This is a genomic window from Njordella calcicola (assembly GCF_056494125.1).
Map to the genome: position 1 here is coordinate 5,689,245 of NZ_CM151396.1, position 24,617 is coordinate 5,713,861.

15 protein-coding genes and 1 tRNA gene are annotated in these 24,617 nt (G+C 53.0%); 9 read left to right on the forward strand and 7 right to left on the reverse strand.

All coding sequences use genetic code 11. The annotated features are described in order from the left end of the window. Positions 1-2 precede the first annotated feature (2 nt). Entirely contained in the window at positions 3-5,054 is a 5,052-nt protein-coding gene (locus SH302x_RS21925; RefSeq protein ID WP_479364862.1) for an Ig-like domain-containing protein, read from the reverse strand. Positions 5,055-5,286: 232 nt separating this feature from the next. On the opposite strand from SH302x_RS21925, the gene SH302x_RS21930 reads away from it, so the two are divergent. From SH302x_RS21930 to trpC, 4 genes are all read left to right on the forward strand, one after another. Then, positions 5,287-6,270 (forward strand): lysophospholipid acyltransferase family protein, encoded by a 984-nt coding sequence (locus SH302x_RS21930; protein WP_479364864.1) that lies wholly within the window; start codon positions 5,287-5,289, stop codon positions 6,268-6,270. Positions 6,271-6,315: 45 nt separating this feature from the next. After that, positions 6,316-7,074, forward strand: a complete 759-nt coding sequence (locus tag SH302x_RS21935; RefSeq protein ID WP_479364866.1) for a DUF8091 domain-containing protein — start codon at positions 6,316-6,318, stop codon at positions 7,072-7,074. A 176-nt stretch (positions 7,075-7,250) separates the two neighbouring features. Continuing rightward, positions 7,251-8,834, forward strand: a complete 1,584-nt coding sequence (gene purH, locus SH302x_RS21940; RefSeq protein WP_479364868.1) for a bifunctional phosphoribosylaminoimidazolecarboxamide formyltransferase/IMP cyclohydrolase — start codon at positions 7,251-7,253, stop codon at positions 8,832-8,834. A gap of 13 nt (positions 8,835-8,847) precedes the next feature. Further along, positions 8,848-9,633, forward strand: coding sequence for an indole-3-glycerol phosphate synthase TrpC (gene trpC, locus SH302x_RS21945; protein WP_479364869.1), 786 nt, complete (start codon positions 8,848-8,850; stop codon positions 9,631-9,633). Between the two features lie 142 nt (positions 9,634-9,775). Here trpC and SH302x_RS21950 read toward each other — a convergent pair whose 3' ends face one another. Beyond that, complete coding sequence (locus tag SH302x_RS21950; RefSeq protein WP_479364870.1) at positions 9,776-11,248, reverse strand: SHD1 domain-containing protein; 1,473 nt, start codon at positions 11,246-11,248, stop codon at positions 9,776-9,778. A gap of 373 nt (positions 11,249-11,621) precedes the next feature. On the opposite strand from SH302x_RS21950, the gene SH302x_RS21955 reads away from it, so the two are divergent. Then, positions 11,622-11,695: transfer RNA gene (locus SH302x_RS21955), tRNA-Arg, on the forward strand. A gap of 215 nt (positions 11,696-11,910) precedes the next feature. Here the strand turns inward: SH302x_RS21955 and SH302x_RS21960 are convergent. After that, on the reverse strand, positions 11,911-12,213 hold the full coding sequence (locus SH302x_RS21960; RefSeq protein ID WP_479364871.1) for a hypothetical protein: 303 nt from the start codon (positions 12,211-12,213) through the stop codon (positions 11,911-11,913). Between the two features lie 103 nt (positions 12,214-12,316). Between SH302x_RS21960 and SH302x_RS21965 the strand changes: the two genes are divergently transcribed. Then, complete coding sequence (locus tag SH302x_RS21965; RefSeq protein ID WP_479364873.1) at positions 12,317-12,616, forward strand: DUF6429 family protein; 300 nt, start codon at positions 12,317-12,319, stop codon at positions 12,614-12,616. Positions 12,617-12,683: 67 nt separating this feature from the next. On the opposite strand, the gene SH302x_RS21970 is transcribed toward SH302x_RS21965, so the two are convergent. Continuing rightward, positions 12,684-12,971, reverse strand: a complete 288-nt coding sequence (locus tag SH302x_RS21970; protein WP_479364875.1) for a hypothetical protein — start codon at positions 12,969-12,971, stop codon at positions 12,684-12,686. 40 nt (positions 12,972-13,011) lie between these two features. After that, complete coding sequence (gene ilvE / locus SH302x_RS21975) at positions 13,012-13,869, reverse strand: branched-chain-amino-acid transaminase (RefSeq protein WP_479364876.1); 858 nt, start codon at positions 13,867-13,869, stop codon at positions 13,012-13,014. 323 nt (positions 13,870-14,192) lie between these two features. Here ilvE and SH302x_RS21980 point away from each other — a divergent pair, with 323 nt between their 5' ends. Continuing rightward, a complete protein-coding gene (locus SH302x_RS21980) occupies positions 14,193-16,955 on the forward strand; it encodes a YidC/Oxa1 family insertase periplasmic-domain containing protein (protein ID WP_479364878.1) in 2,763 nt (920 codons plus the stop codon). A gap of 266 nt (positions 16,956-17,221) precedes the next feature. Here SH302x_RS21980 and SH302x_RS21985 read toward each other — a convergent pair whose 3' ends face one another. Together SH302x_RS21985 and SH302x_RS21990 are read right to left on the reverse strand one after the other, a co-directional pair. Beyond that, the gene (locus SH302x_RS21985) at positions 17,222-18,142 is read right to left on the reverse strand and encodes an NAD(P)-dependent oxidoreductase (protein ID WP_479364880.1); all 921 of its coding nucleotides are present in this window, start codon (positions 18,140-18,142) and stop codon (positions 17,222-17,224) included. Positions 18,143-18,736: 594 nt separating this feature from the next. Continuing rightward, positions 18,737-21,043 (reverse strand): TolC family protein, encoded by a 2,307-nt coding sequence (locus tag SH302x_RS21990; protein WP_479364882.1) that lies wholly within the window; start codon positions 21,041-21,043, stop codon positions 18,737-18,739. Positions 21,044-21,703: 660 nt separating this feature from the next. Between SH302x_RS21990 and SH302x_RS21995 the strand changes: the two genes are divergently transcribed. After that, the gene (locus tag SH302x_RS21995; protein WP_479364883.1) at positions 21,704-22,303 is read left to right on the forward strand and encodes an RNA polymerase sigma factor; all 600 of its coding nucleotides are present in this window, start codon (positions 21,704-21,706) and stop codon (positions 22,301-22,303) included. 17 nt (positions 22,304-22,320) lie between these two features. Next, the gene (locus SH302x_RS22000; RefSeq protein ID WP_479364885.1) at positions 22,321-24,582 is read left to right on the forward strand and encodes a WD40 repeat domain-containing serine/threonine protein kinase; all 2,262 of its coding nucleotides are present in this window, start codon (positions 22,321-22,323) and stop codon (positions 24,580-24,582) included. Positions 24,583-24,617 lie beyond the last annotated feature (35 nt).

The following is a 24,617-nucleotide window of genomic DNA, read 5'->3' on the forward strand; positions in this document are numbered from 1 at the left end:
CCTTAGATCCGTGTGCCGGCTTTCTTAATTGAATCGACATCGACAGCCACAGCATCGATTGCATAATCAAGTTCGCTGGATGCGAAAGCGTCAGCGAAAGCTTGGTCGCTGAGCGTGGTGGGCGACGATTCGCCTTGCCCAGCTCCCAGTCCCAAGCGGTTCCTAAGGTTCAGGAAGTTGAGCACTGCCAATACGTCCAGCGAACTGATGAAACCATCAGCGTTGGTATCAATGTACAAGCGACGCGGTTGTGTCGATGCAGTTTCGCCTTGGCCTTGAAGCGGAGGCGACAATGGACCAGATCCATGCGAATTGAGACGGTTGATGATGGCCAGCACGTCCAATGAGGTCACGTGGCCATCGTTGTTCACATCCAACGGGTTCAACTGATTGGTAAATCCTTCGCCCGCAGTACGCGTCGAGCTCCCCCCACTGATGGTAATGGTTGTGTCGGTGTAGCGAATTCGCGTCGTACTGACGGGAGCAACCACATCGTAGAACAAGGTATCGCTGTTCGGAACCAAGTCGGCTGGGTCTCCAATAAACGTCAATGTCCCAGCCCCGCGAGCGGTAAGCGTTACAATGAATTGTAGGATTCGGCCGCTGCCCAATCCAGCACCTGTTGTATCAAGCTGCTGAGAGCCAATCTCATTGATAATGCCCGGAACGCGAGCATCACCTGATTGATTCTGAGTATATACGGCTCCTGGGAAGTTGAAATTCACGTCAAAGCCACGTGGTGCATTGGTCGTGTTGGTCGGTGGGTTGACAACGGCTAAATCACGATTGGAAAAGAGAATATCCTGATAAGCTGCGAAAACTCCGGGATCTCCTGATGTGTTTCGCAAGTCTTGCACATAGCCTCGCAATTGGAACTGCTCGTTCACTCCGATGCGGTCAATCGGATTGCCCGCCAAGTCGGTCACTTCCAAAAGCAATTCAACTTCGGCGTCAGAATCCAAGTTACCAACTTGGACTGTCACGGTACCCGTCGATTCGAAACCGACAGCATCGATAATGGTATAGGTGAAAGTGTGAATGCCGCGAGTGCTACCCGCATTGAAGCGAATCACATCGTCAGACGGATCCAGAGTGCCACGACTATCTATGCTTACCGAACCATTGGCTGGTTGCGTGACGCGAACAAGTTGAATAGGTCCGTTCGCACCGCGAATGTCATTGTCCAAAACACGGATGATGTTCTGCGATGAATTCACTGCGAAAATGCCCGTTGGTGAATCATCGACAGCTTGAGGGAAATCGTTTGGATTGGCGATGATCTCGATCGTCTTTTTCAGGTATCGCAGTCGAACGCCTGGCACAGCGGTACCATTGCTATCGTTCAGCACGACATCGTTTTCTGGCGAAACATCGGCCGGATTCGGGAAGAACGTCGCATAGCCAGCGGTACGAGCATTGAACTTCAGCGTCGCTAATCGCACTGGGCCAGAGCGTGCAGCGATGTTTGATGCGGTAGCACCAAGTTCATTGATTAGGCCCGGCAGTTGCGAATCGCCACTTTGCAAGACCACAAACGGATCGGCAAAACTAACGTCGAAATCGAACTGGCTACCCGCGGCAGGTGCGGCAGGTAGAACGAGATTGCTATTGTACAATAGGTCCAGATACGCAGCGAAAACGCCAGGATTCGCGGTGGCAGGACTTCGCAGGTCTTCCACAAAGACATCGACAAAGAACGACTGGCCTTGAACGATTTGAACTGCTGGATTGCCAGCCGCATTACGGAAGTTCAGCGAGAAGGAGACTTCGTCATTATCGCGATCGCCCGGCAGTACATGCACGGTTACTTTGGCAGTCGACGTGTTGCCTTCGCTGTCGACGGCCGTGTACGTAAACGTTTCGGTGCCTTCAAATCCTTGAGCAGGCCGATAGATAACTTGGCGTCCATTGGGTGACCGATTCGCTGTTCCGCCAGCGTTTGGCAAACTAACCGTTTGCACTAACAAACTGCCGGCTTGTCCTTCGACGTCATTGGCCAATACGTTCAAATTCAACTCAGGTGAGTTTACCGAAACGTCAAAGGAATCATCGATAGCTTGCAGTTGATCGAAGAAGAAGTTCACGTTGACGGTTACCGTTTCCGTTTCCGTTCTGGTTATCCCAGCCCCGTTGGATACTTCGACCGTATAACGGAAAATCTCCGTACCAACAAATCCATTAGCTGGCTGGTAGGAGACCGTGTCATTGGTGAATGTGACTTGTCCGCCTTGGGTACCGTTGGTCGCTCCAATGATTCTGGCGGTGAAGCCTTCCAGTTGTCGGACAGGATCGTTGTCCAGAACCGAAAACACATTGTTGGCAAAAGTTGAATTGCGATTAGCGCGGTACGAGTCGGGATTGGTGAACCGTAAATCGGATAACGTTTGGAAGCGATAATCCTCGACTTCACCAGTGTCGGCAGGGCCATTTGGACCAAGTCCAGACGTGTAACTCAATCGGAAACGAGCATACACATTTCCAACAATTGATCCGGCTGGAATCGTAAAGGTGTAAACTCCAGAGACCGCAATTCGGTTTGGAATAATGTTTTCAAACGGGTCGTCGAAATCCCCGTCCCCGTTGAAGTCCATCCATCCTTGCAGGTAAGCGGTCGTGCCGGATGTGTTGGTCACATTTACCATGATTTGGTTATTGGTTGAACCAACAACGAGCGGAGTCACCAACGTTACACCATCTTCGTCGTCCACTCCAGAATTGTCGTCCCCTAAGGCATCGATGCTGGGTATTCCATCTGGCTCAATGTCGACCAGTGCTCCCAAAGACAAGCCCGGCGTTAAACCGTGGCTTGGACCGTTTTGCGCGGCGGTGGTACGATAAGGTGCAGGCAGATCACCCCAATCTCGAGCTGGCTGATTGCCGAAGTTAAATCCGGCTAGCGGTCGTGGCGTGGATGCATCTACCAAATGCTCACGCTCTTGATTCAACGGATAGGTCTGGATGAAACCAGGGGTCAGCACTTCGCGAATTGCATAACTGCCCGTGCCTGGAGCGGCCAGGAAATAAGATCCATCGGCTCGCGTAAACGCACCTGGCTCAAACAAGTCTGGGCGATTATCACCGTCCAGATCCGCATAGATATAAACGCCAGCGATGCCAGGCTCATTCTCGTCACGAACGCCATCTCCATTTAGATCTAGCCACTTGTAGCCGGTAATTTGCTGATTCGCGACGAATTGTCCCAAGCTTACATTGTTAACGGTTTGGTCCAAACCGACATTGACCTCGAAACCATTACCCACTGGTCGGAAATCTCCCACCCCTATGGAACGCACGAAGTAACGTCCAGCAGGAGCTCGCAACGAAAAACTCCCATCGCCACCCGTAAGCGCTCGCGGTTCACCTATATCCGCGGTTCCATTGTTGTTCAGATCCGCATAGACAATCGCGCCGGCAATTCCAAACTCGCCGCTTTGTCGAGTTCCATTCTGATTGAAATCGTTGAATACCAAGCCATTGATCGTGGCCCCTCGCATCCCCGACGCAAGCACATGCGAAACGGTTGCCGCTTGGTTCTCACGCCCCAGCAGAAACTCGCCTGGCACCCCTGGTAACAGTGGCGAGGCAATTCGGTATTCGTCAGGCAAGAACGTTAACTGAATATCATCTGCCGTCCCGAAAATGTTGTCTGGGCCAGCTTCGTTGACCACAAATGGGTCCATCACCGTAAGCACATTGTTAAACGGATTCATGTGCCACAAACCAACTGAATGCCCAAGTTCGTGGGTGGTCGTGCTTCCAATGTAAGCGGCCAGCACATCGATTTCGTTTGCCGAAGGACTCAAAAGCGTCGATTGCACGATCCCGAGGTTGTAGAAGTCACCGCCAAAGGTCATGACAGTCTCTTCCAGTTTGAAGTTACCCACGTCAATGCTTGACGCGATACCTACCACACCAAAAAGAGCCGGATCCTCGAAGAAATTGATGTAACTGCCGGAAATCACCACGCGTGTGACGTTGGGCAGCCCCCAGCGCTCGCCATGATCGCGGCTGTTGGTGATTCGCAGCGCGAAGTTTCCAGGAACTCCATCATTGACGAAGTCGCCGTTTGCCCCCATCACAGGAATCATGGCGTTAAAATCTTTTTGAACTCTGGCAACGACTTTATCGATCAATTCATTGATATCCGCGTCGGTATAGCCGAATGGCCGCAGCGTATCGGCCATGCTAGGCATAGTGGCGATCGGTCCTGAAAATGGACCTGTGAAACCGAACTCAGTACGGTCAACAAACGCACCATCGAAATCCAAGAACAACTCGGGCACGGTGCCAATCGGCTGCTGTTCAATAGGATTGCGGAACAGCTTCATGCGAACTTCGTAAGGCCCAATGCTGCCACCAACACGCAACTGGTAGACTCCGTCCGTGGGGATCACATAAGCGTAAGAAATCAAACCGTCAGTCGATAGAGGACTGTCGATCGGGTAGGCCGTGCCTTGACCCAACGAACCAAAGGAGGTCACCAACAACCGCCCCTGAGCATCAACCAACTCGACATTCGCTAAAGTGAAGGTGGGGCTGAAATACTGCAAGTCAAAAATATCGCCGCCACGAAGATTCAATGTGTAGTGGTCGACGTCGTTGAAATTCACCGTGTTCTGCATTGTCCCCAAAACGATGACCTGCCTTCGGTCTGGATCGGAGGAGTCCAGCGGCAGTAACTGCCCCGAACCATTGGCATTATTGGGTTCGATTTCCGTAACCAAGACAGGCTGGTCGAGGCCCTGAGCCGAATTGCCGTAACCGCTTGGATACTCGGGAATCGCGCCGCCGTAATTTTCGCGACTAATGATCGCATCGTAGTATCGCTGGTAGGCCGCTTGATCGATGAATTTCCCCGTTTGCAAACCAATACGAGGAGCGATGGAGATATCCGAAGTTGGCGTCACGCTCAGCAAGCGTCGATCTTCCAATTGCTCTAAAACGCCCACTTTTCTGGGCGATGCCTTGGCCTTTTTACTGTCTCCTCGCAAATAGGACTTCAACTTTTTGCGATTCGATAGTGCTATAGACAGTTTATTGAGAGGGCTGGCCATCAGTACTTAGACCCAATTAAATGGAAGAAAAATGAAAGCGAATCGGGTTCGATTCTAGTTGCGACTATTGGTGTGTCAACGAAACTAGCCGCCGCTGAGACGACTTTATGAAGCAGAAAGTTCCATTCAGCTCGACACGTTTCCCAATAAAGCTCCCCACAAATGCAAAAACTGGTCTGGACCTCAGGGGCCGTCTTCACGACCATTGCGACCAACCATCGACGATGCCCCTTTGCCCCTACCGCCGCGCGTGCTCGAAATGCAGGAAAGTGCCGACTCGCCCAAAAAGAAACGCTTTAAATCGCTCGATTTCTGCGCTTACCTCGCATTGCGGATCTTGGTTTGCATTGTCCAATCGGTCGAACCCGAGCGAGCTGATCGCTTTTGCCACTTACTGGCCAAGATCTTCACCAGCCCCCTGCGAATGCGTCAACGGCTGATCCGCGAAAATCTAAATCGAGTTTTCCCAAAATGGGGCCGCGGTGAAGTCCAGCAGGTACAGCAGCAAATGTGGCTGCACCTCTTCCGGCTGATCTGCGAAATTGCGATCGCCAAACGCAAAATTCACCGCACAAACTGGTACGAGCACTTTCGTATCCGCAATCGCCCGCAATTGCTCTCCTTCATATTCGACGACCGCCCCAAACTGCTGGTTACCGGCCATTTGGGGAATTTTGAATTAGCAGGATTTGTTAACGGCGTGTTCGGGCTGCCTTCCACCACGATCGCTCGCGAACTGGACAACCCGTATGTCCACAACTATCTCACTAAGTTTCGACTGACCGGCGGACAGCATTTTTTGTCCAAACACAGCGGCGCGGCGGCCGTCCAAGAATTACTCGATACGGGCGCTACGCTCGCTTTGCTGGCTGATCAAGAAGCGGGCTCACGCGGCGTTTGGGTCGACTTTTTAGGCCACCCCGCTTCCTGCCACAAAGCTTTGGCGCTCTTTACCCTGTCCAGCGGCGCGCCGATGATGGTCTGCATCAATCGCCGCCTGAGCGGTATTTTGAAGTTCGAACTGCGAGCCATTGACTCTATCGATCCTCGCAGCACCCACGATCCTCGCCTGCGCGGCGTGGAAGCGATCACCAATTGGTACAACCAATGCCTGGAAATCGGCGTGCGTCAAGATCCCGATCAGTACTGGTGGGTCCATCGACGCTGGCGCGAGCCCCCCCCTCGACTGAGAAAGAAAGCCAAACAAGCCGCCTAGTTCGTCAGCTCGCAACACGACAGCTACGACTCGATCGGTCGTCCCATGGAAACTTCGCTTCACCAATCCATCAAGCGGCAGCTCGCTCGCGACCAAGCGTGGATCGAAGTCGCCATCGACAGCTATCGGATCGACGCGATCGACAGCCAAAACCGACTGGTGGAGGTCCAGCACGGACCGCTGGGAGCTCTGCGAAACAAGGTCTTGGATCTGCGAGAATCGCAAACCTTGCGAATCATCAAACCGATCCCTGTCGAAAGACAAATCATCACACTGCACCCTAAACACAAAACGGTCCTACGCAGCCGAAAGAGCCCTAAACGCACTTCGCCGCTTCAGATCTTCCAAGAGTTAATCCACTTTACCAACTGTTTCCCACATCCCAACGTGATGCTGGAATGCTGGCTAGTGAAGGTTAGCGAGTTCCGCTTTGATCGTCCCAAATCCAGTCGTCGGCGAAAGAAGTACACGCTGCACGATATCCAGTTGGACGAAAAAAAGGACTCCTTCACCTTACAAACGCCGCTGGACTTGGTCCGCTTGTTGCACCTGGACTGGGCGTCGAAGAAATCGGACCCGTCAATCGCTGGCCCAGCGCCGTTCTGTACGCAGGCTCTCGCCTCGCAACTAACCATCGATCGCTGGTTTGCTCAACAAATTGCGTATGTCTTGGTTCGCTGCGGTGCCAGCGAGCGGTGTGGCAAGCGAGGGAATAGTCATTTGTACCAGTGGAGTCCGCTAGTACTGCAAAGTCTGTCTGGCCGGCGCGGTAAAGTACATAAATCGCCAAGAATTGCGGCTTGATCGCCCGTATCTGTCCTTGAAGGAAGTTCGCTTGTCGGCAACGATATGCGAAGTCAAAACTGAACCTAAAGTCGGCTGAGCGGCGAGCGATTTGCCCTTCGCCCAACATTAGGAATTAGCCGACCACCACGGGTTGTGGTCTTATCATTACTACGGAATTTCATAGAGGTACTTCGTTGGACTCTCATCTCCTGTCGGTCAAACGAGCAGTTATTAGTGTCAGCGACAAAACCGGGCTCATCGAATTCGCAAATTATTTAGTCGCCAGCGGCGTCGAAATTTACAGCACCGGTGGCACTCGCCAACACTTAGAAAAAGCGGGGATACCCGCCATCGACATCGCCCAATACACGCAGTTCCCCGAAATGATGGATGGTCGTGTAAAGACGCTACATCCGAAAATCTTCGGTGGCATTCTGGCCAAGCGTGACGATGGCGATCATATGCAAGCGGTCCAAACGCATGGTATGAAGACGTTTGACTTAGTCATCGTCAACTTATATCCCTTCCGTGAAACGATCGCCAAACCGGACGTCACCGAACCTGAAGCGATCGAACAAATCGATATCGGTGGCCCCAGTTTAATCCGTGCGGCAGCTAAGAATTTTGCTTCCGTGGCGGTCTGCGTCAATCCAGCTCAGTACGAACCGATTCAACGCGAACTGCAAGAACACGGCGCTCTGACGCTGCCGTTGCGCCGCTCGCTGGCGGCCGATTGCTTCGCCGCAACCGCCGCCTACGATGCCGCGATTGCCGCCTACATGACGGCCACTCCCGCGACTTCGAAAGCGGATCTGTTCCCCGCTACCTTGAAGCTGGAATGGGAGAAAAGCCAATCGTTGCGATATGGCGAGAACCCGCACCAGCAAGCAGCCGTCTATCGCACCGCGAGCTACCATGGGCCATCGGTCGTCCATGGCCAACAGTTGCACGGCAAAGAACTCTCGTACAACAACTTGCTCGACCTCGACAGCGCACTCAACATGGTGCGATGCTTTGCCAGCCCTGCGGCAGTGGTGATCAAACATAACAACCCTTGCGGTGCCGCTTGGGCGCACAAGCTTTCGTTTGCCGCAAGAAAAGCTTTAGACGGAGACCCGCTGAGCGCCTTCGGCGGCATCATTGGTTTCAATAAGACCGTCGATGCAGAAACCGCAGAGATTATCTGCGAAGCAGGCCGTTTTATCGAAGCGGTAGTCGCTCCACAATTCGATGCAGCAGCAGTGGAAATTTTAACGACCAAGCCGAAATGGAAAGAGTCCGTCCGACTGATTGCGGTGGGACCCATGCCCTATGGAGAGGCCGAATCCCATTATCGTTTAATATCCGGTGGACTGCTGGCGCAAGAAGCCGACAACCTGCCAGCTTCGCCACTGAACTGGAAAACCGTCACCGATACACATGTCGACGATGCGTTGTGGGAAGATATTGCTTTCGCTTGGGAAATGATCCGACATGTAAAAAGCAACGCTATTCTGTTGGCAAAAGATGCTGCCGTCGTCGGCGTGGGAGCTGGCCAAATGAGCCGCGTGGACAGTGTGCATATCTCGATTGAAAAAGCAGGGGATCGTGCTCAAGGCAGCGTACTGGCGTCCGATGCCTTCTTTCCTTTCCCCGACAGCATCGACATTGCCGCCGCAGCAGGTATCATCGCGATCATCCAACCAGGCGGTTCACGCAAGGACCAAGAGGTCATCGAAGCTTGCAACCGCTACCGCATCCCGATGATCTTCACCGGCAAACGACACTTCAAGCACTAATCAGCCAATCCGCATGACCACCATTCTTGATCGCATTATCGCGGATAAAAAACTGGAAGTTGAACGCAATCGGGCGACGATCTTCGAAGCAGAACTGCAAGCAGCTATTGCCGATGTTCCGCCACCTTTAGATTTCTACGCCGCGTTGCATGGCCATGCCGACATGCGATTGATTGCTGAAGTCAAAAAAGCCTCGCCCAGCAAAGGAGTCATCCGCGAGGACTTCGATCCGGTTGCCATCGCCACTGCCTATGCGTCCAATGGAGCTGCTGCGATCAGTATTCTGACCGACGAGCCGCACTTCAAAGGACGGCTGCAGTATTTGAAGAACATTCGCCGCGAAGTGAACATCCCGCTGCTTCGTAAAGACTTTATCATCAGCCGCTATCAAATTGTCGAAGCTCGAGCGGCCGGGGCAGACGCGATTCTACTGATCGCCGAATGCTTGGAGCAATCGTTACTGCAGGACCTGTATGACTTCAGCCGAGAGTTGGGCATGCATGTTCTGATGGAATTGTATGAACCCGAAAACTTACCTCGCGTGCTGGCCACAGGCTGCCCGATTGTCGGCATCAACAACCGCGATTTGCGCAACTTTGAAGTCGACTTGGACCATACGATTCGCTTGCGAGCGGAAATCGGGGCCGATCGTTGCGTGGTCAGCGAAAGTGGCATCTTTACCAACGAACATGTTCGCTACTTGAAGAGCCACCATGTCGACGCCATCTTGGTCGGCGAATCGCTCATGCGTCAATCGAATATTGGCCAAGCTGTGCAAGCTCTGCTTCACGCGACTTAATCCCAATTGGAGCGGCCCAAGCAGTCCAGCTCTTCCATTCAGAGTGGCGATAGCAGTTCGGCTTAGTTCTTTTCTTAAATTAGAGGATCAGAACGGCATGTGCGTCGTACTGCTACCATCCACTCGCTACATGGAAGGGCAGCTATTGAGCAAAGGGGTTTTCGGCTTCTTCCGGGACCGTCTTGAGAAACGCTTGATCCGCATCGCTTAGCTTGTCTACTTTGACCTTCAGTTCTTTGCCAGCGTCGGTGCGCAGTATTACCTCGCTGCCTTCTCGGCGGACCAAAGTTGCTTCGACTTTGAACGCCCCTGAGCGATCGGACCACGTCCGAACCGCACCTGCGTCGCCGACGTCTTCATCGTCGTCGCTGGCTCCTAGTTTTGGCTTCTTCGATTTTGCCAGTAGAGCAATCGTCTTGTCTTGAATGATCAAGTTCTCACGCTTGATATTGCAATCCCATGAGTCCGAGGGCCAATCCTTCCAATGGATATGCAATGTACCATCGCCGTTATCGTCCACAGCGTAGACCTCATACCATTTCGAACCCCAGCAAGCAAACAACACGGTACCCTTCTCAAGCAACAGTTTTTCAGGCAGTTTCTTTGTCTTGGGCGGCAGTGCGATGCGAATTGGATAATCGCATGTTCGACGCTTCGTGCCAAGCGACGAAGTGATACTAGCTTTCTCTTTCAATGCTTCTGCTCGACTCTTGAATTCGGCCAACGCTGTTGGATCTTTTAATTGATCCAACGTGGATTTGGCGACTGCAAAATCACCTCGCTTGTATGGCCATGAGGTATACATATCAGTGGAATCAGAGGCGACATGGATACCTGTTGTCGAGATAATGTAGGCTTCTAACCAATTGCCCGCTCGCTCGACCAGTACAGGCATCCCCTCCACCAGTTCAACCGCATCTGGCAGAGCGACAGCGTCATCGGGAATCGTGAGCAATCCGTTAGGAGTCACGCGAATCTTGGTAGTAAACTGATTGGGATTTGCTTCCAAACGTTTGAGAGTTTCTTTAGAGATTGCCAGCCAACCGGCTTTGGGTGTACGCAGATTGCGTGTGGTCCCACGGAGGTGAACGGTAGCCGAATTGCCATCCGACGCGATGACTTCCGCTTCTACCCATTGGCCATAGCGACCCATCATAACGGGAACGCCTGGTCGCATCAGGGTATACTGGTCGACGGCAACATGATCAGGTGGAAGCGATGCGGGAGGTTTGGAGCCCAACTTATGTTTTTCATAAGCAGCTTTTTCTTCCTCATTCCATGCGCGAGCCGAGGTTGACCCGGATGGGTTGCCAATGCGGATGGTGTTGGAGACAAGGCATTGGCGGGAAAGTGTTTCGGCCCAGGTCACACTGGTCGTAAAGAAGACCTCTAGATCTTTGGTACCGTCGCCGAAGGCACTGAACATAGAGGTCAGTTGGATGGAGCCAGATTGTGGGTTGGGCAGTGAAGCACCCAGGACTTGAGTGCTGCCGTTGGGGCCCCGAGCACCGATGGCGATAATGCCTGAGCCTTCACGAGTGCGAGAATAATCGAAGGTAATGCCTGACCGTCCGAAGCCATCCGACTGCGAGCGGATGTTAGACAATTGATACATAGGGGCATCTGGAGGTGCGACGATTAGCTCTTGGGCTGACAGGGACGGAACCAGGAGGCATACAGTCAACAGGAACACGAGATGGGCGAGACACTTGGAGGGAGCTTGGTGGAACATAGGCAAGTGGTCCGTGCTGCTGGAATTGGAAGATTAAATGCAGGTCGCAACTCGAAACATTATATTCGTCAGTTCAATCAGTTGCAACAGGCCACGCGTCCGAAAGCGATCTTGAATCCCATTAGGTGGGTTTTGCGAGCGACGAACACGCTCTAGCGAGGGAGTTTGGGAGTTTTGGTCGAGCGTGATGGTGAAGTAAACCGGAGCGACTAGAGCTTTGCGATCGTATCGGCATAGGCTAGAATTCGAATGCTTCGGGCTCATAGCTCAGTTGGATAGAGCAACGGATTTCTAATCCGTAGGTCGCAGGTTCGAGTCCTGCTGGGCCTGCTAGATGAATGGTGTGAATTTATGAGGCGTGCTAACGTTGTCCGCTAATCGATAGGCCGGAAACAACCCCAGGTTAGGTTGGTTCAATGCATGGGCCTCAGAAAGATGGCTTCATCAAGGGCGCCGCCCCTTTGGTGACCTATCGATTTTGTTGGTGTTTTGACTCGTCGAAGAGGGCAACGCCACTCGTTGGAAACAGCTCTTCTAAACTCTCATCATGATGCACTTTCTTTGCCCTGATGTGTCGAGGATTCCAAACGACCTCTTCGGACTCGCCTCAGCCGAACTATGTAGATGGCAATCACGATCGCAGCGAACAATACCAACACAACCGAGATGCTGACCACAAGCCAGGCTGGAAACACATTGCTGCCAAAGATCCAAAAAGAGAGGAACCAGACCAACGACACAAACCAAAATACTGCGGGGATGTCCCACCAGTCTGACTTGCTAGCTTCAGGACGTGGGGCCTCTGTTGGCTGAATCTGATTTGTCGGCGGCTCGTAGGGGTTGGGCATTTCGCTAATATATCACGCTGCGTATTTGGTCGCCGGATAATCAGCCAAGAAATCCTCAGCCGTGCACCACTCCATTTGCCCCGATCCATAGTAGACCAAAATCATGAATGGCGATTCGGAGATCCATGCGGAAGACATCGATACTAACAAGGTTGACGAAGCTGTGTTGGCTTTGCTGTGGTTAACGCAGTGCGGTGATAATCGAGCTTGGAAAGGGCACGATTGGGACGCGCTGGATCGTCTGCACCATAAGGGCATGATCCATGACCCCGTTGGCAAAGCAAAGTCCGTGATGCTTACGCCCGAAGGTATGGAACGCTGCAATGAGCTGTTTCGCGCCATGTTCCTTCGTCGCGGCGACTCCACTACCAGAAGCGATGACGGCAAAGAACTTGGCACATAGCCTTAGGTCACTTGCAACGTGCAGTCATCTGGCGGATGCAAAATGATGTGCTAACGAAGCAACCAGTTTAAGCGTCCGGATCGGCCTTGCCGTCAATCCTTTCGTCCACCTCAATTTCTGGTGGCAAAGGCTTCACTTTCTTGATGGAACTTTCGTACTCAGAAAGCTTGGAGTGAATCAACATCACGGTAATGGACAAGGTCATGCCGACCATAATGCCGACGATGACTAAAAAACTAGTGCCCAGCCACTTATCCAAATAGTGTCCGCCGAATACAAAGGCAAGCATCAGCAAGCCCGCCGCGATGGTCCTGGAGAAAGTGTTCAGTACATCGGCTGGTACTTGTTGAGCCATTGTTCTTTTCTGTACTGCATTGCGCAGTGACCTAGTGACGTTAGCGGCGAATCATCCGACGGAACTCGCCGATCAATTGCAGCGTCATGGGACCGACTTTGCCGCTGCCGATGGGTCGCGAATCAATTTCGACGACGGGGATCACTTCCGCCGCGCTGCCGGTCAAAAAGCATTCGTCGCAAACGAAGACATCGTGGCGAGTCATCGGCAGTTCATAGGTCGTGATGCCAGCTTCTTTGGCCAAATCCAGGACTGCATTGCGAGTGATACCTTCGAGGATACCCGCATCCTTGGGGGGGGTAAACAGTTCGCCATTCTTGACGATAAAAATGTTGTCACCGGTACATTCCGCCACTTCGCCTTTATGGTTCAACATCAAAGCTTCACTGCAACCGGCTTGGAGCCCTTCGATTTTCGCAAGGATGTTGTTGAGGTAGTTCAGCGACTTGATGCGGGGGCTGAGAGCCGCTGGATGATTGCGGATCGTGCTGGCGGTGATAATCTTCAAACCGTTCTCATACAATTCGGGCGGATACAACGCGATCGAATCGGCAATCACGATCACTTGAGGGTCCGAGGTGCGGTTGGGATCGAGGCCCAAGGCCCCTGCGCCTCGCGTAACGACCAAGCGGATGTAGGCATCGCTGAGGTTGTTGATTTTGAGAGTTGCGTTGACGGCGTCGGCCATCTCGTCCATTGTCATGGGGATGGTCAGCATGATCGCGCGAGCGGATTCGTACAGCCGCACGAGATGTTCGTGCAATCGGAACACTTTGCCACTGTAGCTGCGCAGGCCTTCGAAAACGCCGTCTCCGTAGAGCAGTCCATGGTCGTAGACGCTGATTTTGGCGTCTTCTTTGGCGTAAAACTTGCCGTTGATGAAAATCTGTAGCGACATATTCAAGTTTTCAGAAGCTAATTCGAAGGATAATAGGAACCCGTGCTGTCGGGGAGGTAAAGTAACGCAGCGGAATGTGTTCGGGACTCGGCACCGGTAAGCCAATAGATTACGGCGAAAGTTGAATTCTTTGAAGCGGCTAGGGCAAGTTAGGCTCTTTAGCAGCCAAAAAACTGGCTGGGTTTGGCAAAAATGCTGATTTCTGCCTTTTGCTTTGGTCTAGCCAACCTTACCGCAACGACTCACAATGGTGCGATTTCCGACAGTTCGGGTTCGCCGTCTGGTTCGCAATTCAATTTTTATCACAATCGGACAAATAAACAGTGGATCGAAGGTTTCTAGCTTGGTTTATGCTGCTGACCAGCCTGTTCTTTTTATGGAACCTGCAAACCCAGCGAGCGCGTCAGCGCGCACAAGAAGATGAACTGAAGGCCAAGCTGCAGGAAGTTGAAGAGCGACAAGCTGCAGAAGAGGCCAAGAAGCGGCTGGCAGCGACCCTGGCAGACTCGGATATCGCGTTGCCACCGGAGCCGGACCTGCAGTACTTTACTTTAGGCTCATTGTCGGCCGAGGATAAAAGGCCTTTGCTGATCACACTGACCAATCGCGGCGCGGCGCTCGATCGCATCGAACTGGTCCAGCGGGATGCAAAAGGTGCTTTCACCTATCGTTCTCTGGACAATCGAAGTGGCTACCCCGGCTATCTCGCTTTTCACATGGTCGCCGATGGCCTCAAGATTGGCGCGGTTCCCCCCGGCTCGCCCGCTCAGTTCGCTAACAGTACGAACCCGGCGTTACCTGACGGTCTGCAAGTCGGTGACGTGCTGGTCGACGTCGCTGGCTTCAAAATTCGTTCCCTGAGCGATTATCATGCGGCGATGAAGCCTTTCGATGCGGGCCAAACAGTCCGCTTTACTGTGCTGCGGCCCAGCGAACCACGGCTAACGCTGGCAGTCGCCAAGCCTATCAACGAACGCGCTTTTGAGATCCCAAATTTTTCCACAGACGCTTCCGACCGGAAAATTGACCCGAAAGCGAGACTGAAAAGCAATGCTGAACCAGCACCAGCGGCACCGCCTGCACCGGTCGATGCTGCAGCTAAACCCGACGCCAACGCGGAAGTGGACGCGGAGCAGATTGACGAAGTTTTCCTGGAACAAGCGGCTGCACCGGAGCTGACGAAGCTCGCTTTCGACTTGAAACTGATTGAGCAGCCACTGGATATTCTACGCAATACCAATCGGTATCCAGCCGAGCAAGTGAACGGCAATGAACAACGCAGCTCGCTGTTGACTACTATCGCGTCCATCGATGGATTGAATATTCGCGAGGGCAAGCGTTTCATGGAAGGTCTCGATGAATTGCTGACCCGAAACTGGGAAGCGAAGATCACGGCCGATGGCGAGGCGATTGAATTTGAATTGCCGCTGAAAGCATTCTTGGTAGGTGCAGGGATCGACGCCGATTTGACGTTAATCAAAAGCTATCGTCTCAAGCCGTTTGATGATTCCAACCCGCTAGGTAATTATGACTTCGACTATTCGACGACCATTCGCAACAATAGCGACAAGTTGCACCGTGTTGCAGTGCGGCAAGAGGGTTTGAGCGGCCTGACGTTGGAAGGCTGGTGGTATTCGGTCAAGCAAAGCACAAGCTTTAGCGCTGCGGGTGCGCGTGACGTGGTGGTTGCTCGCCAGGAAGGGACGCACGAACTGTTCTCTCGCTACAGCATTGAATCGGCTGCCAAATCGCAAGCAACGGACAAAGACGTACCTATTCTCGGCACAGGCGACGGCGAAGCAGCGCGGAACTTGCGATATTTAGGAATCGACTCGCAGTACTTTGTCTCTGCCTTCCTGCCACCCAAGAGTGCGAACAATGGCTTATTCGACTTAAGCCGCAGCGCTGCGATGGCGATCGCGGACGTCGAAGGAGCGGATGCGATTCAGAGCTACAAAGACATTGCGATGAACGTCGGCTTCTATTTTGACAGCCCAACGGCCGAGGTGACCAAAATTAATCCGATGGTCGCGAACTATCGCATTTTTGCGGGCCCTAAAGATCCGGAATTGCTGCAGCAGTATGGATTGTCCGACACGATTTATTATGGCTGGTCAATCTTTGGTATGGTTGCCAAACCGCTGGCGTCGATTTTGCATGGTTTTTACATGCTGGTGCAGAACTATGGCATCGCGATCATGATGTTGACGGTGCTGGTTCGTTCTTGCATGTTCCCGCTTTCATGGCGTGCTTCGATCATGGGCCAACGCATGCAGGAGATCGCTCCCGAGCTAAAGAAGATCAACGAATTGTACAAAGATGACTTGCAGAAACGCGGCATCGAGACGCAAAAGATCTACAAGAAATACAAATTGAATCCAATGGCCAGTTGCTTGCCATTGTTTATTCAATTGCCCATCTTTATTGGGTTGTACCGCGCGGTGAGTACCGACGTAGTACTGCGTCAAAAACCGCTAGTCCCCGGCTGGGATTGGTGCAGTAATTTGGCAGGTCCTGACCAATTGATGCTGTGGCCGACTTGGATGCCAGAGTATTTTGCTGGTAAGGGAACCGGTTGGTTTGGCCCTTATATCAATCTGCTGCCGATCGTGACTTGTTTGTTGTTCATCGTGCAGCAAAAGGTCTTGATGCCAAAGGCCACGGACGAACAAACGTTGATGACGCAACGTGTCATGATGTTCATGACGGTTTTTATGGGGGTCTTGTTTTTCCGTGTCCCGGCTGGCTTGTGCATCTACTTTATCACTTCCAGCATTTGGTCCTTGATAGAACGCACATTGGTTAAGAAATTTTTACCGCCTGCCAAGTTAGTCGCGGTGACCGATGAGGGTGGGACGATTCCCGATGCGCCCAAGCCGCGGCCAGACGGTCGCATGCAAAATCTCGCCGGAGCAAAGCCACCAGAAAAGCTTTCCGAAGTATTACCCTGGCTAAAAAAGCAGATGCAGAAGCCTAATGGCAACGACGCTGCAAGCTCAAGCAACAATCCGCGGCTTGAGTCAGATAAGGCGAACTCCACCGATGCTCAGCGGAATGCCAAACGCCGTCGGCGAAAATCAAAGTAGGGCTGCCGCTCGCAATGGAAGTACCGTACGGCGGACTTCCAAGTCCGTCGAGTCTTTAACGGACAGAGATGTCCGTTGGTACAATCTTTAACGGACAGAGATGTCCGTTGGTACAGTCCTAGGAACTGTCCCGATATAACTTCCGCATTTTCGTTTAACCGCGTGGGCATCGCCCCGCGCTTGTAGTGCGACAAACGCGGCCCGCTGGGCACGCGGTTAAACTAGGAAAGCCGGTCTATATCGGGAAGTTATTTCGGGACAAATCCCTAGCTGCGCTCAGTCCAATCGAAGCCGGACATCTGTGCGAGAGCTAATGTCAAAGCATGTGTCCCGTTGCGACGCCATCCGTTGGCTTGGACCGATTGATATAGCTGTTCAGCCAAAGCCAGACCGGGCATGAACAGCCCCATGCGGCGGCTTTCGGCTAACGCAATTCCCATGTCTTTAACGAAGTGTTCGACGAAAAATCCGGGGTCGAAATTGTTCGCAATGATCCGCGGTCCCAAGTTCGTCAGCGACCAACTGCCTGCGGCTCCGGACGAGATGGACTTGAGCACGGTCTCCAAATCCAATCCCGATTTGTAACCGTAGATCAACGCTTCGCACACGCCGATCATACCGCCCGCAATGAGCACTTGATTGACCATCTTGGTATGTTGGCCGCTGCCAGCGGGCCCTTGATAGACAATGGTTTTCCCCATCGCTTGCCAACAGGGCATCAGCGCATCGACGATCGCTTGGTCGCCGCCGATCATGATCGACAACGTCCCTTCGCGAGCTCCTTTGTCTCCCCCTGAAACGGGAGCGTCCAGCGCGTGCACGCCTTTGGACTTTGCCGTATTGTAAATCTCGACGGCCAAAGATGGTTCGCTAGTCGTCATATCGACCAACACATTGCCAGGCTTCGAGCCAGCCAGTGCACCTTGCTCGGGGCATAAAAGCACTTGTCGGACATCTTTGGGAAAGCCGACGATGGAAAAGATGATGTCGGAGTTTTCCGCTAGCTCGCGAGGCGTATTGGCCCAGGCGGCTCCTTGATCCAGCAAGGTTTGCGATTTGGATTTCGTGCGAGAGTAGACGGTGGCTGAAAAACCACTAGCCATAAGGTGGCCGCACATACTGGCTCCCATCACTCCGGTACCAATCCAACCAATTCGTGTCTTACCAGGCTTTATTTCAAGGCTCACAAGTGCTCTTTCTCAAATGGATGCAGTGCCACACTAAAAATTCAATAGACCGCTTTGCGCCGTGCTGTTCCTCGTACGATTGCCAATTGGATCGAGCGGTACTGCTAAGCCCGCGTACGCCTACGGCTAACGGTTAAACGAATACATCCAATCGAACGCGTACGCCTAACGATTAAACGCGATACCCGTTCAAGGAAGCGAGCAAGGGTTTGTCATATCGCCTTTAGGCGGAATTTGTTTGAATTCTCCACAGGCGCGCGTCCGGCTAAAGCCGGTACTACGAACAAAGACCGCGGTCTACAGTATCCTAGCACGACTTGCCAATAGTTGAATGCTGAAAACTTCCATAGGTGCCCAATGGCAGCACCTGCGACAGCATCACGCATGTTGTTCGAGTGAACACAAAGGCGAATGGCTAAGTGATAAAATGCCACAACGTGGTGCGACAGACGACCCGCATCTTTCGATAACGCGTCCTCTGTCGCCCACGTTGCGACGGTCCCCCTGCTTCTCGTTCACAGCTACTGCTGAATTGATGGTCGGATAGAAGCTTAGAATCCGACAAAGATACCGTTACTTAACCACTCAAAGTTATCAGTATGGATAACTGCCGACACTAGCACGAGCCGTACGTGTGGACTGCGACGCGGGCACGGCCTGCGTTTGATCGTTCAATCGACGCATCGTTTGCGTTGTCTTAGGCTCAATCGGTGATGGAATCTCTTCCGTGCCGGAAGTTCCTCGGTTATCAAACCTCAGCTCTTCACCGTCGTCCGCTGGCGTCGCAGATCCATGGCTGCGAACATTAGGTCCCAAACTTTGCAGGGAAGTCTTCACGGAAGCATCTGAAGTGGTGTTCATGCCCATGAACTGCTCGATGGGTCCCAGCGAGAACACGCCAGGTCGACTTGCTCCGTAAGGCAACTGTACCCCAGCGGATCGTTCACGTGCTTGTTGCTGAGCATCCCAGTATGCTTTCTCTGCCCATGGACCTTCTTGCAGCGCGATGTTGTTGTATTCCAACAGCGAGCCCTTCAACAAGTGAACTTGAATGATCGACTTGTTGTATTCCACCAACGCTCGGTAGTAATCTTGTTGAGCACGTGCGCGGCGTTCTTGAGCTCGCAGTACGTTGTCGAGGATCGCAGGCAGACCTTGGCCGCTGGTGTTCTCACCCTTTTCGAGCAAGTCTTGCCATGCTTGAGCGTCTTTCTCGCTGGCCGCCCATTGGTTCAGCTTGATTTGCGTTTGTTCGTAGTGGCTATTCATCAAGTTAATGTTTTCGCTCAAGGTAAACATCAATGCTAACTCTTTCTCACGCAGCACTTCGACTTCGCGAGCAAGTTGCAGTTGGCTGTTGCGAACCAAAGCCAATTGGCGTCGCGAACCAAATGCGTTGGGATTGAACTCCAAGCGAACCGCAGCTTCCTGATAGTTACCGCCCAGCAGTTCTTCAAAAGCACTGGCTGGTCCGGATGGAAAAGGCTCGTTGCCACCACTGCGACGCGATAGCTCACTGCCGACACCCAGCCAACGATAGAGCGCGGTCACATTGACATCGGGCAGGATTTGATTCTTCGCCGAAACCAATTCAAGTTCACGTTGTTTGACCACCCACTTTTGCTGACGCAGATCGACGTTTCGCAGCAACGCTTCGCCTTGAATATTCCACCAATCGAATTCCACACGAGCAACCGTTGGGTTGTCGATGGGACGCAGCAATCGGCCGTCTGTGGGCGACCAACCCATCAAGTATCGTAGTTCACGTTCACGACCGAAGACGCCGGGATCTGCTCCTGGCAGACTGCCGCCGTACAATGCCAGCTTCAATTGCGACTGGAACTGATGGACTTGAGCGTTGGCTTGAGCTTCCGCGTTGACGGCTACTTCGCCTAGCTTGTAGCGAGGTTCGACCGTTCGCCATACATCCAGCGAAGTGTTATATGCGATCTTCGAGGTCTCGACGTTCCAGTAAGCGAAGTACAAATCCCAGTACGCGTTTTCGACTTCTTTGACGACATTTCGTACGCGTTCTTCGTATTGATGCAACGAGATATCTTCATTGATGCGAGCCAAGACAACAGGGATGCGATTTACCATGGCACCACGTCCACGCAACAAAGGATGCTGCACTTGGACTTCAATGATCTGAGTGTAATCGGACTCAAATTCACGTCCGACGTTACGTGGATCAGCCGATCGCAATGGAATGTTGTTCGCACCGTATTGCGTTTGGGCACGAATCGAAGTCACGCCCCCGGTCGCCATCCGCTTGCTAATGGTGTTCTGATACGTCACATCGTCCGCGACGAACTGCTGCGGATTGAATGGATTGTCTGGAGCTACGTTACGGGCTCGGTCGGTTTTGTTGTAAGACAAGAAGCTCGAGTATTGTGCGTCAAATTCAGACAATGCGTCTTCGACACCGCCAACTTGATTCGCTCGCACGGCTCCTCGAGCCAGCAGTCGGTTACCGTTGCTATCCAGCGCCAACGGCTGCGTGTTGGCAGTGCTGGAAGTGATGGCGGGATCTAGGCCTGTGGTCAACTGCGAAGATGGCGACGACAGGATGCTAGTCGCGATATCTCCGGTGTTTTGATTGCTGCCAGGAACTGCTCGGACAAGCTTGGTATTCAATAACGCTTTGGCAATACATTCTTCCAGCGTAATGTCCATGAACTCATAGTCATGATTGTCTACGGTCAGCGGCGCGTAAGCTTGAGAAGCCTCTGGCAATGATTCGACGGCGACATCTGGATACTCCAGCTCGGTGGCTCGATCCAGGTAATGGGACAAATCGCCCGTGTCATTGAGATAGAAAGGACGCGTAGGATGGCAACCGGTCAGCAACAAAGCTCCGATTTGAAAACCAGCGATCCAGCGTAATGCTTTTTTGTTCATTTCCAGGGGACTCGACTTGGTGTTGCGCGGTGGTCGGCAAGTCTGACTCAATCCGATTCGAATCAAACAATGTGATCTAGCGATCACTAGCCGATTCATCCTTGCGGGATGACCTGCTACGACAAAGTTCCAAAACCCCCCCGGGTTTGTCCTGCATTCCAGTGTTGGCGAGCCCCCCGGCATTCCCAACGCTTGACTGCAATACACGACATTCTGGTGTATCGGCAATCGATTGGGAGAACTTTGAGGGCAATTGCAAAAACTTTCAAGTTTTCTTGCCCCAGCATCAAGTGAACGAGTAGCTACGCGGACTTGTTCGTACATCCCGCTGGTTCCTGAACCATTATCTGCCGTTAAAGCTGGATTCTGCCACGTTTTGGCGAACTGGTAAAAATGAGAAGTTTGGATGTAAGGGCAGAGGAGTTTGCCGGTATTCCCTGGAAGTGGGTGCCCTTGTTCGTAGTACCGCCTTCAGGCTGCTCGTAGTACCGCCTTGCGGTTAAACGAAGCCTGGGTAAACCCGTTAACAACTCGCAAGTTCGTGAATGGTTACGTTCTGCTGGCCGCGTTATAATCAAGCCAGACCGGTGACTTGATTTACACAAGCTATGCAGCCACGCAGTTTGCAAGCGTTCCTGGATTTGCGATTGGAAACGCCATTTGACTGATTCACCTTTAACGCGCGCTACGTTGCTACTTCGGTTGCGAGATGCGAAAGATGATGCTGCTTGGTCCGAGTTTTTACGCGACTATGGCCCCATGCTGTATCGGTTCGCTCGCAGTCGCGGGTTGCAGGATGCAGACGCTGCCGATGTGGTTCAGGATGTCGTGCGACGCGTGGGCTCGGCCATCGCGAGATTAGACTATGAGAAAGAAAAAGGTGGCTTTCGAGCTTGGCTGTTTACCATCACTCGAAATCGTCTGAACACGTATTTCGATTCCCAAAAACGTCGGGGAGCAGTTGGAAACGATACGGCTCAGTATGAGCAGTTGCAACAAACCGCCAACACCAGTGATGATTTAGAGCAGGACTGGGAGAAAGAACATATGCGGATGTTAGCCGCAAAAGCGATGCAAGAAGTCCTGCGAACGGTTGAACCCGCCACGTGGCATGCCTTTCGCCTGACGGCCATCGAAAACGTAGCCGCCCCAGAAGTCGCACATCGACTGAACATGTCGCCTGGAGCGGTCTATGTCGCCAAGAGTCGAGTGCTGGCCAAACTGCGCAGCGTTATCGATCGTTTGAACGTCGAAGCATGATACAAAAGGAAAATCCGATGGCCATTGCCACTCAAAGATGTCTACAACCCGGCGAGATTCAAGACTTGTTGCAGGGAACTGCCGACACGCAGGAACTGCAGCGGATGACCGAGCATGTTGGCGACTGCTCGGCCTGCCAGCGGTCGTTGCAATCAGCCGCCACGGGTGAAGTGGACGTGGGCTCGTTGGTGGTGAACGTAGATCAGTTGCAGCCAGCCAACGAGTCTGCTTATTGGCCTGCGATCAATGGCCTGCGCAATGCGGGCGATACATCACAAGCTGGTGATATTACTTCCGATTCTTGGCCGCAAGCGAAACCATCTCAGTTAAGTTTCTTGCAGCCTTCGGAGGATCCCGCCTACTTGGGCAAGATCGATCATTTTGAGATCGCTCGCATCATTGGACGCGGCGGAATGGGAGTTGTCTTGGAAGCGTTTGATACTCAACTGCAGCGCCAAGTGGCGATCAAGGTTTTGCATCCGGAGTACGCGAAGAATGAGATTGCGCGTCAGCGATTTTGTCGTGAGGCGCGCGCTGCCGCTGCGATTTCGCATGAACATGTCGTCTCGATGTATCAAGTGGCCAAAGAGAGCGAAGGTCAAGTCGCTTATCTGGTAATGCAGTTGGTGGAAGGCCCCACCCTGGAGGCCAAATTGGCCAACGGCATTCCGTTTCCTGCTAGTGAAGTCGCCCGAGTTGGGATGCAGATTGCAGCAGGTTTATCGGCCGCGCATAGCCGAGGCATGGTCCATCGCGATATCAAGCCCGCCAATGTCATGATTGAGGATGAAACCAATCGAGTCAAGCTAACCGACTTCGGCTTGGTGCGCGCTAGCGACGATGTGAAGCTGACCAAAACGGGCATGGTTACCGGGACACCATTGTACATGTCGCCAGAGCAAGCGGTGGGGGCTGTCGCGGATGAACGCTCCGATCTGTTTTCGTTTGGAGCGGTGATGTACGAAATGGCGACAGGCAGATCGCCCTTTCAAGCGCCGACGATTATCGGCGTCATGAAGCGAGTGATGGACGAAATGCCCGAGCCACCGCATCGCGTGAACAAGGATATCCCAAAGAACTTGTCGAACTTGATTATGGCTTTGCTGGAGAAGAAGGCAGAGAACCGTCCCGAGTCGGCGGCCACCGTAGCGGCCATCCTTGCAGGGATCTACGGCGAGTTTGGTCCCGTGTCGCCTTTGCAAGTACCGTCGGTTGCTGCGAGCGATCTGCGTCGCTTGAGCGGCAGCTATCTTGCGAAGGTGCGACGCTATGCCGTTGTGGCGATTGCCGTCAGCGTGATAGGACTTCTATTTCTGGGGACAGGTATCGGCGTTTGGCTGGCGACCAACCGCTTGGCAAGCAATGGCGACAACAGCAAGCTGGCCACGGACAACTTTCCTTCCATCTTGTTGGCAGGCAATCCAGGGACAGTGTGGTCCGTGGACTTTGTGCCGGGCAAAGATCAAATCATCGCCGCCATCGAAGACGGCTCGGTCCGATTATGGGACATCGCTAATCAAAAGATTTTGAAGAGCTTCAATGCCCATCGTGGCGTGATCTGGACCGTGCAGTACCATCCGACGCGTCCGCTGGTTGCGACCAGTGGCGATGATGGACTGGTCAAACTTTGGGACGCCGAATCCTTTGAGTTGATACGGCAGTGGAAAGTGAGCAATGCGGTGCGCGGAATCGCATTTTCGCCGGACGGCGCGTACATTGTCGCTGGAGACCGCGAAGGCTTGCTGCACATTTTCGAAATTGATAACGGCCGCGAAGTGCGATCGAAAACGCTGGTCGGTTCGATCATGGGCGTGGACTACTCCGGCGACGGCAAATTGATTGCGACCGTCGGCACCGACAAAGTAGTACGGGTTTTTGATGCGGCGACGTTGGAGGAGCGTCAAACGTTGGCTGGCCATCAGGGCTCGATCTACAATTTAGACTTCTCAGCCGACAGCGAATTGCTGGCGACGGTCGGATGGGGCAAATCGATCTTTGTTTGGAATACGACCACTGGAGAATTGGTCAAGGAGCTCAGCGGCAGCCATGGGGACACTTGGGGCGTGTCGTTTTGCCAGGATTCCTCGCATTTAGTTACGTCCGGGCATGATGGGCTGACCAGGATTTGGGACGTCGGTACCGGCCAGCAGCTTGTGGCACTGGGCGGCCACGAATCGACCGTCCACAACATCTCACTGGATCATGGGAAGCATCGTATTGCAACCAGCGGCAGAGACGGGGCGATCCGCGTGTGGGACTTGTCGAGCCTGATCGAGTAAGCTTGGAATAGATCCGGCGAAAACTGACTAGCAGA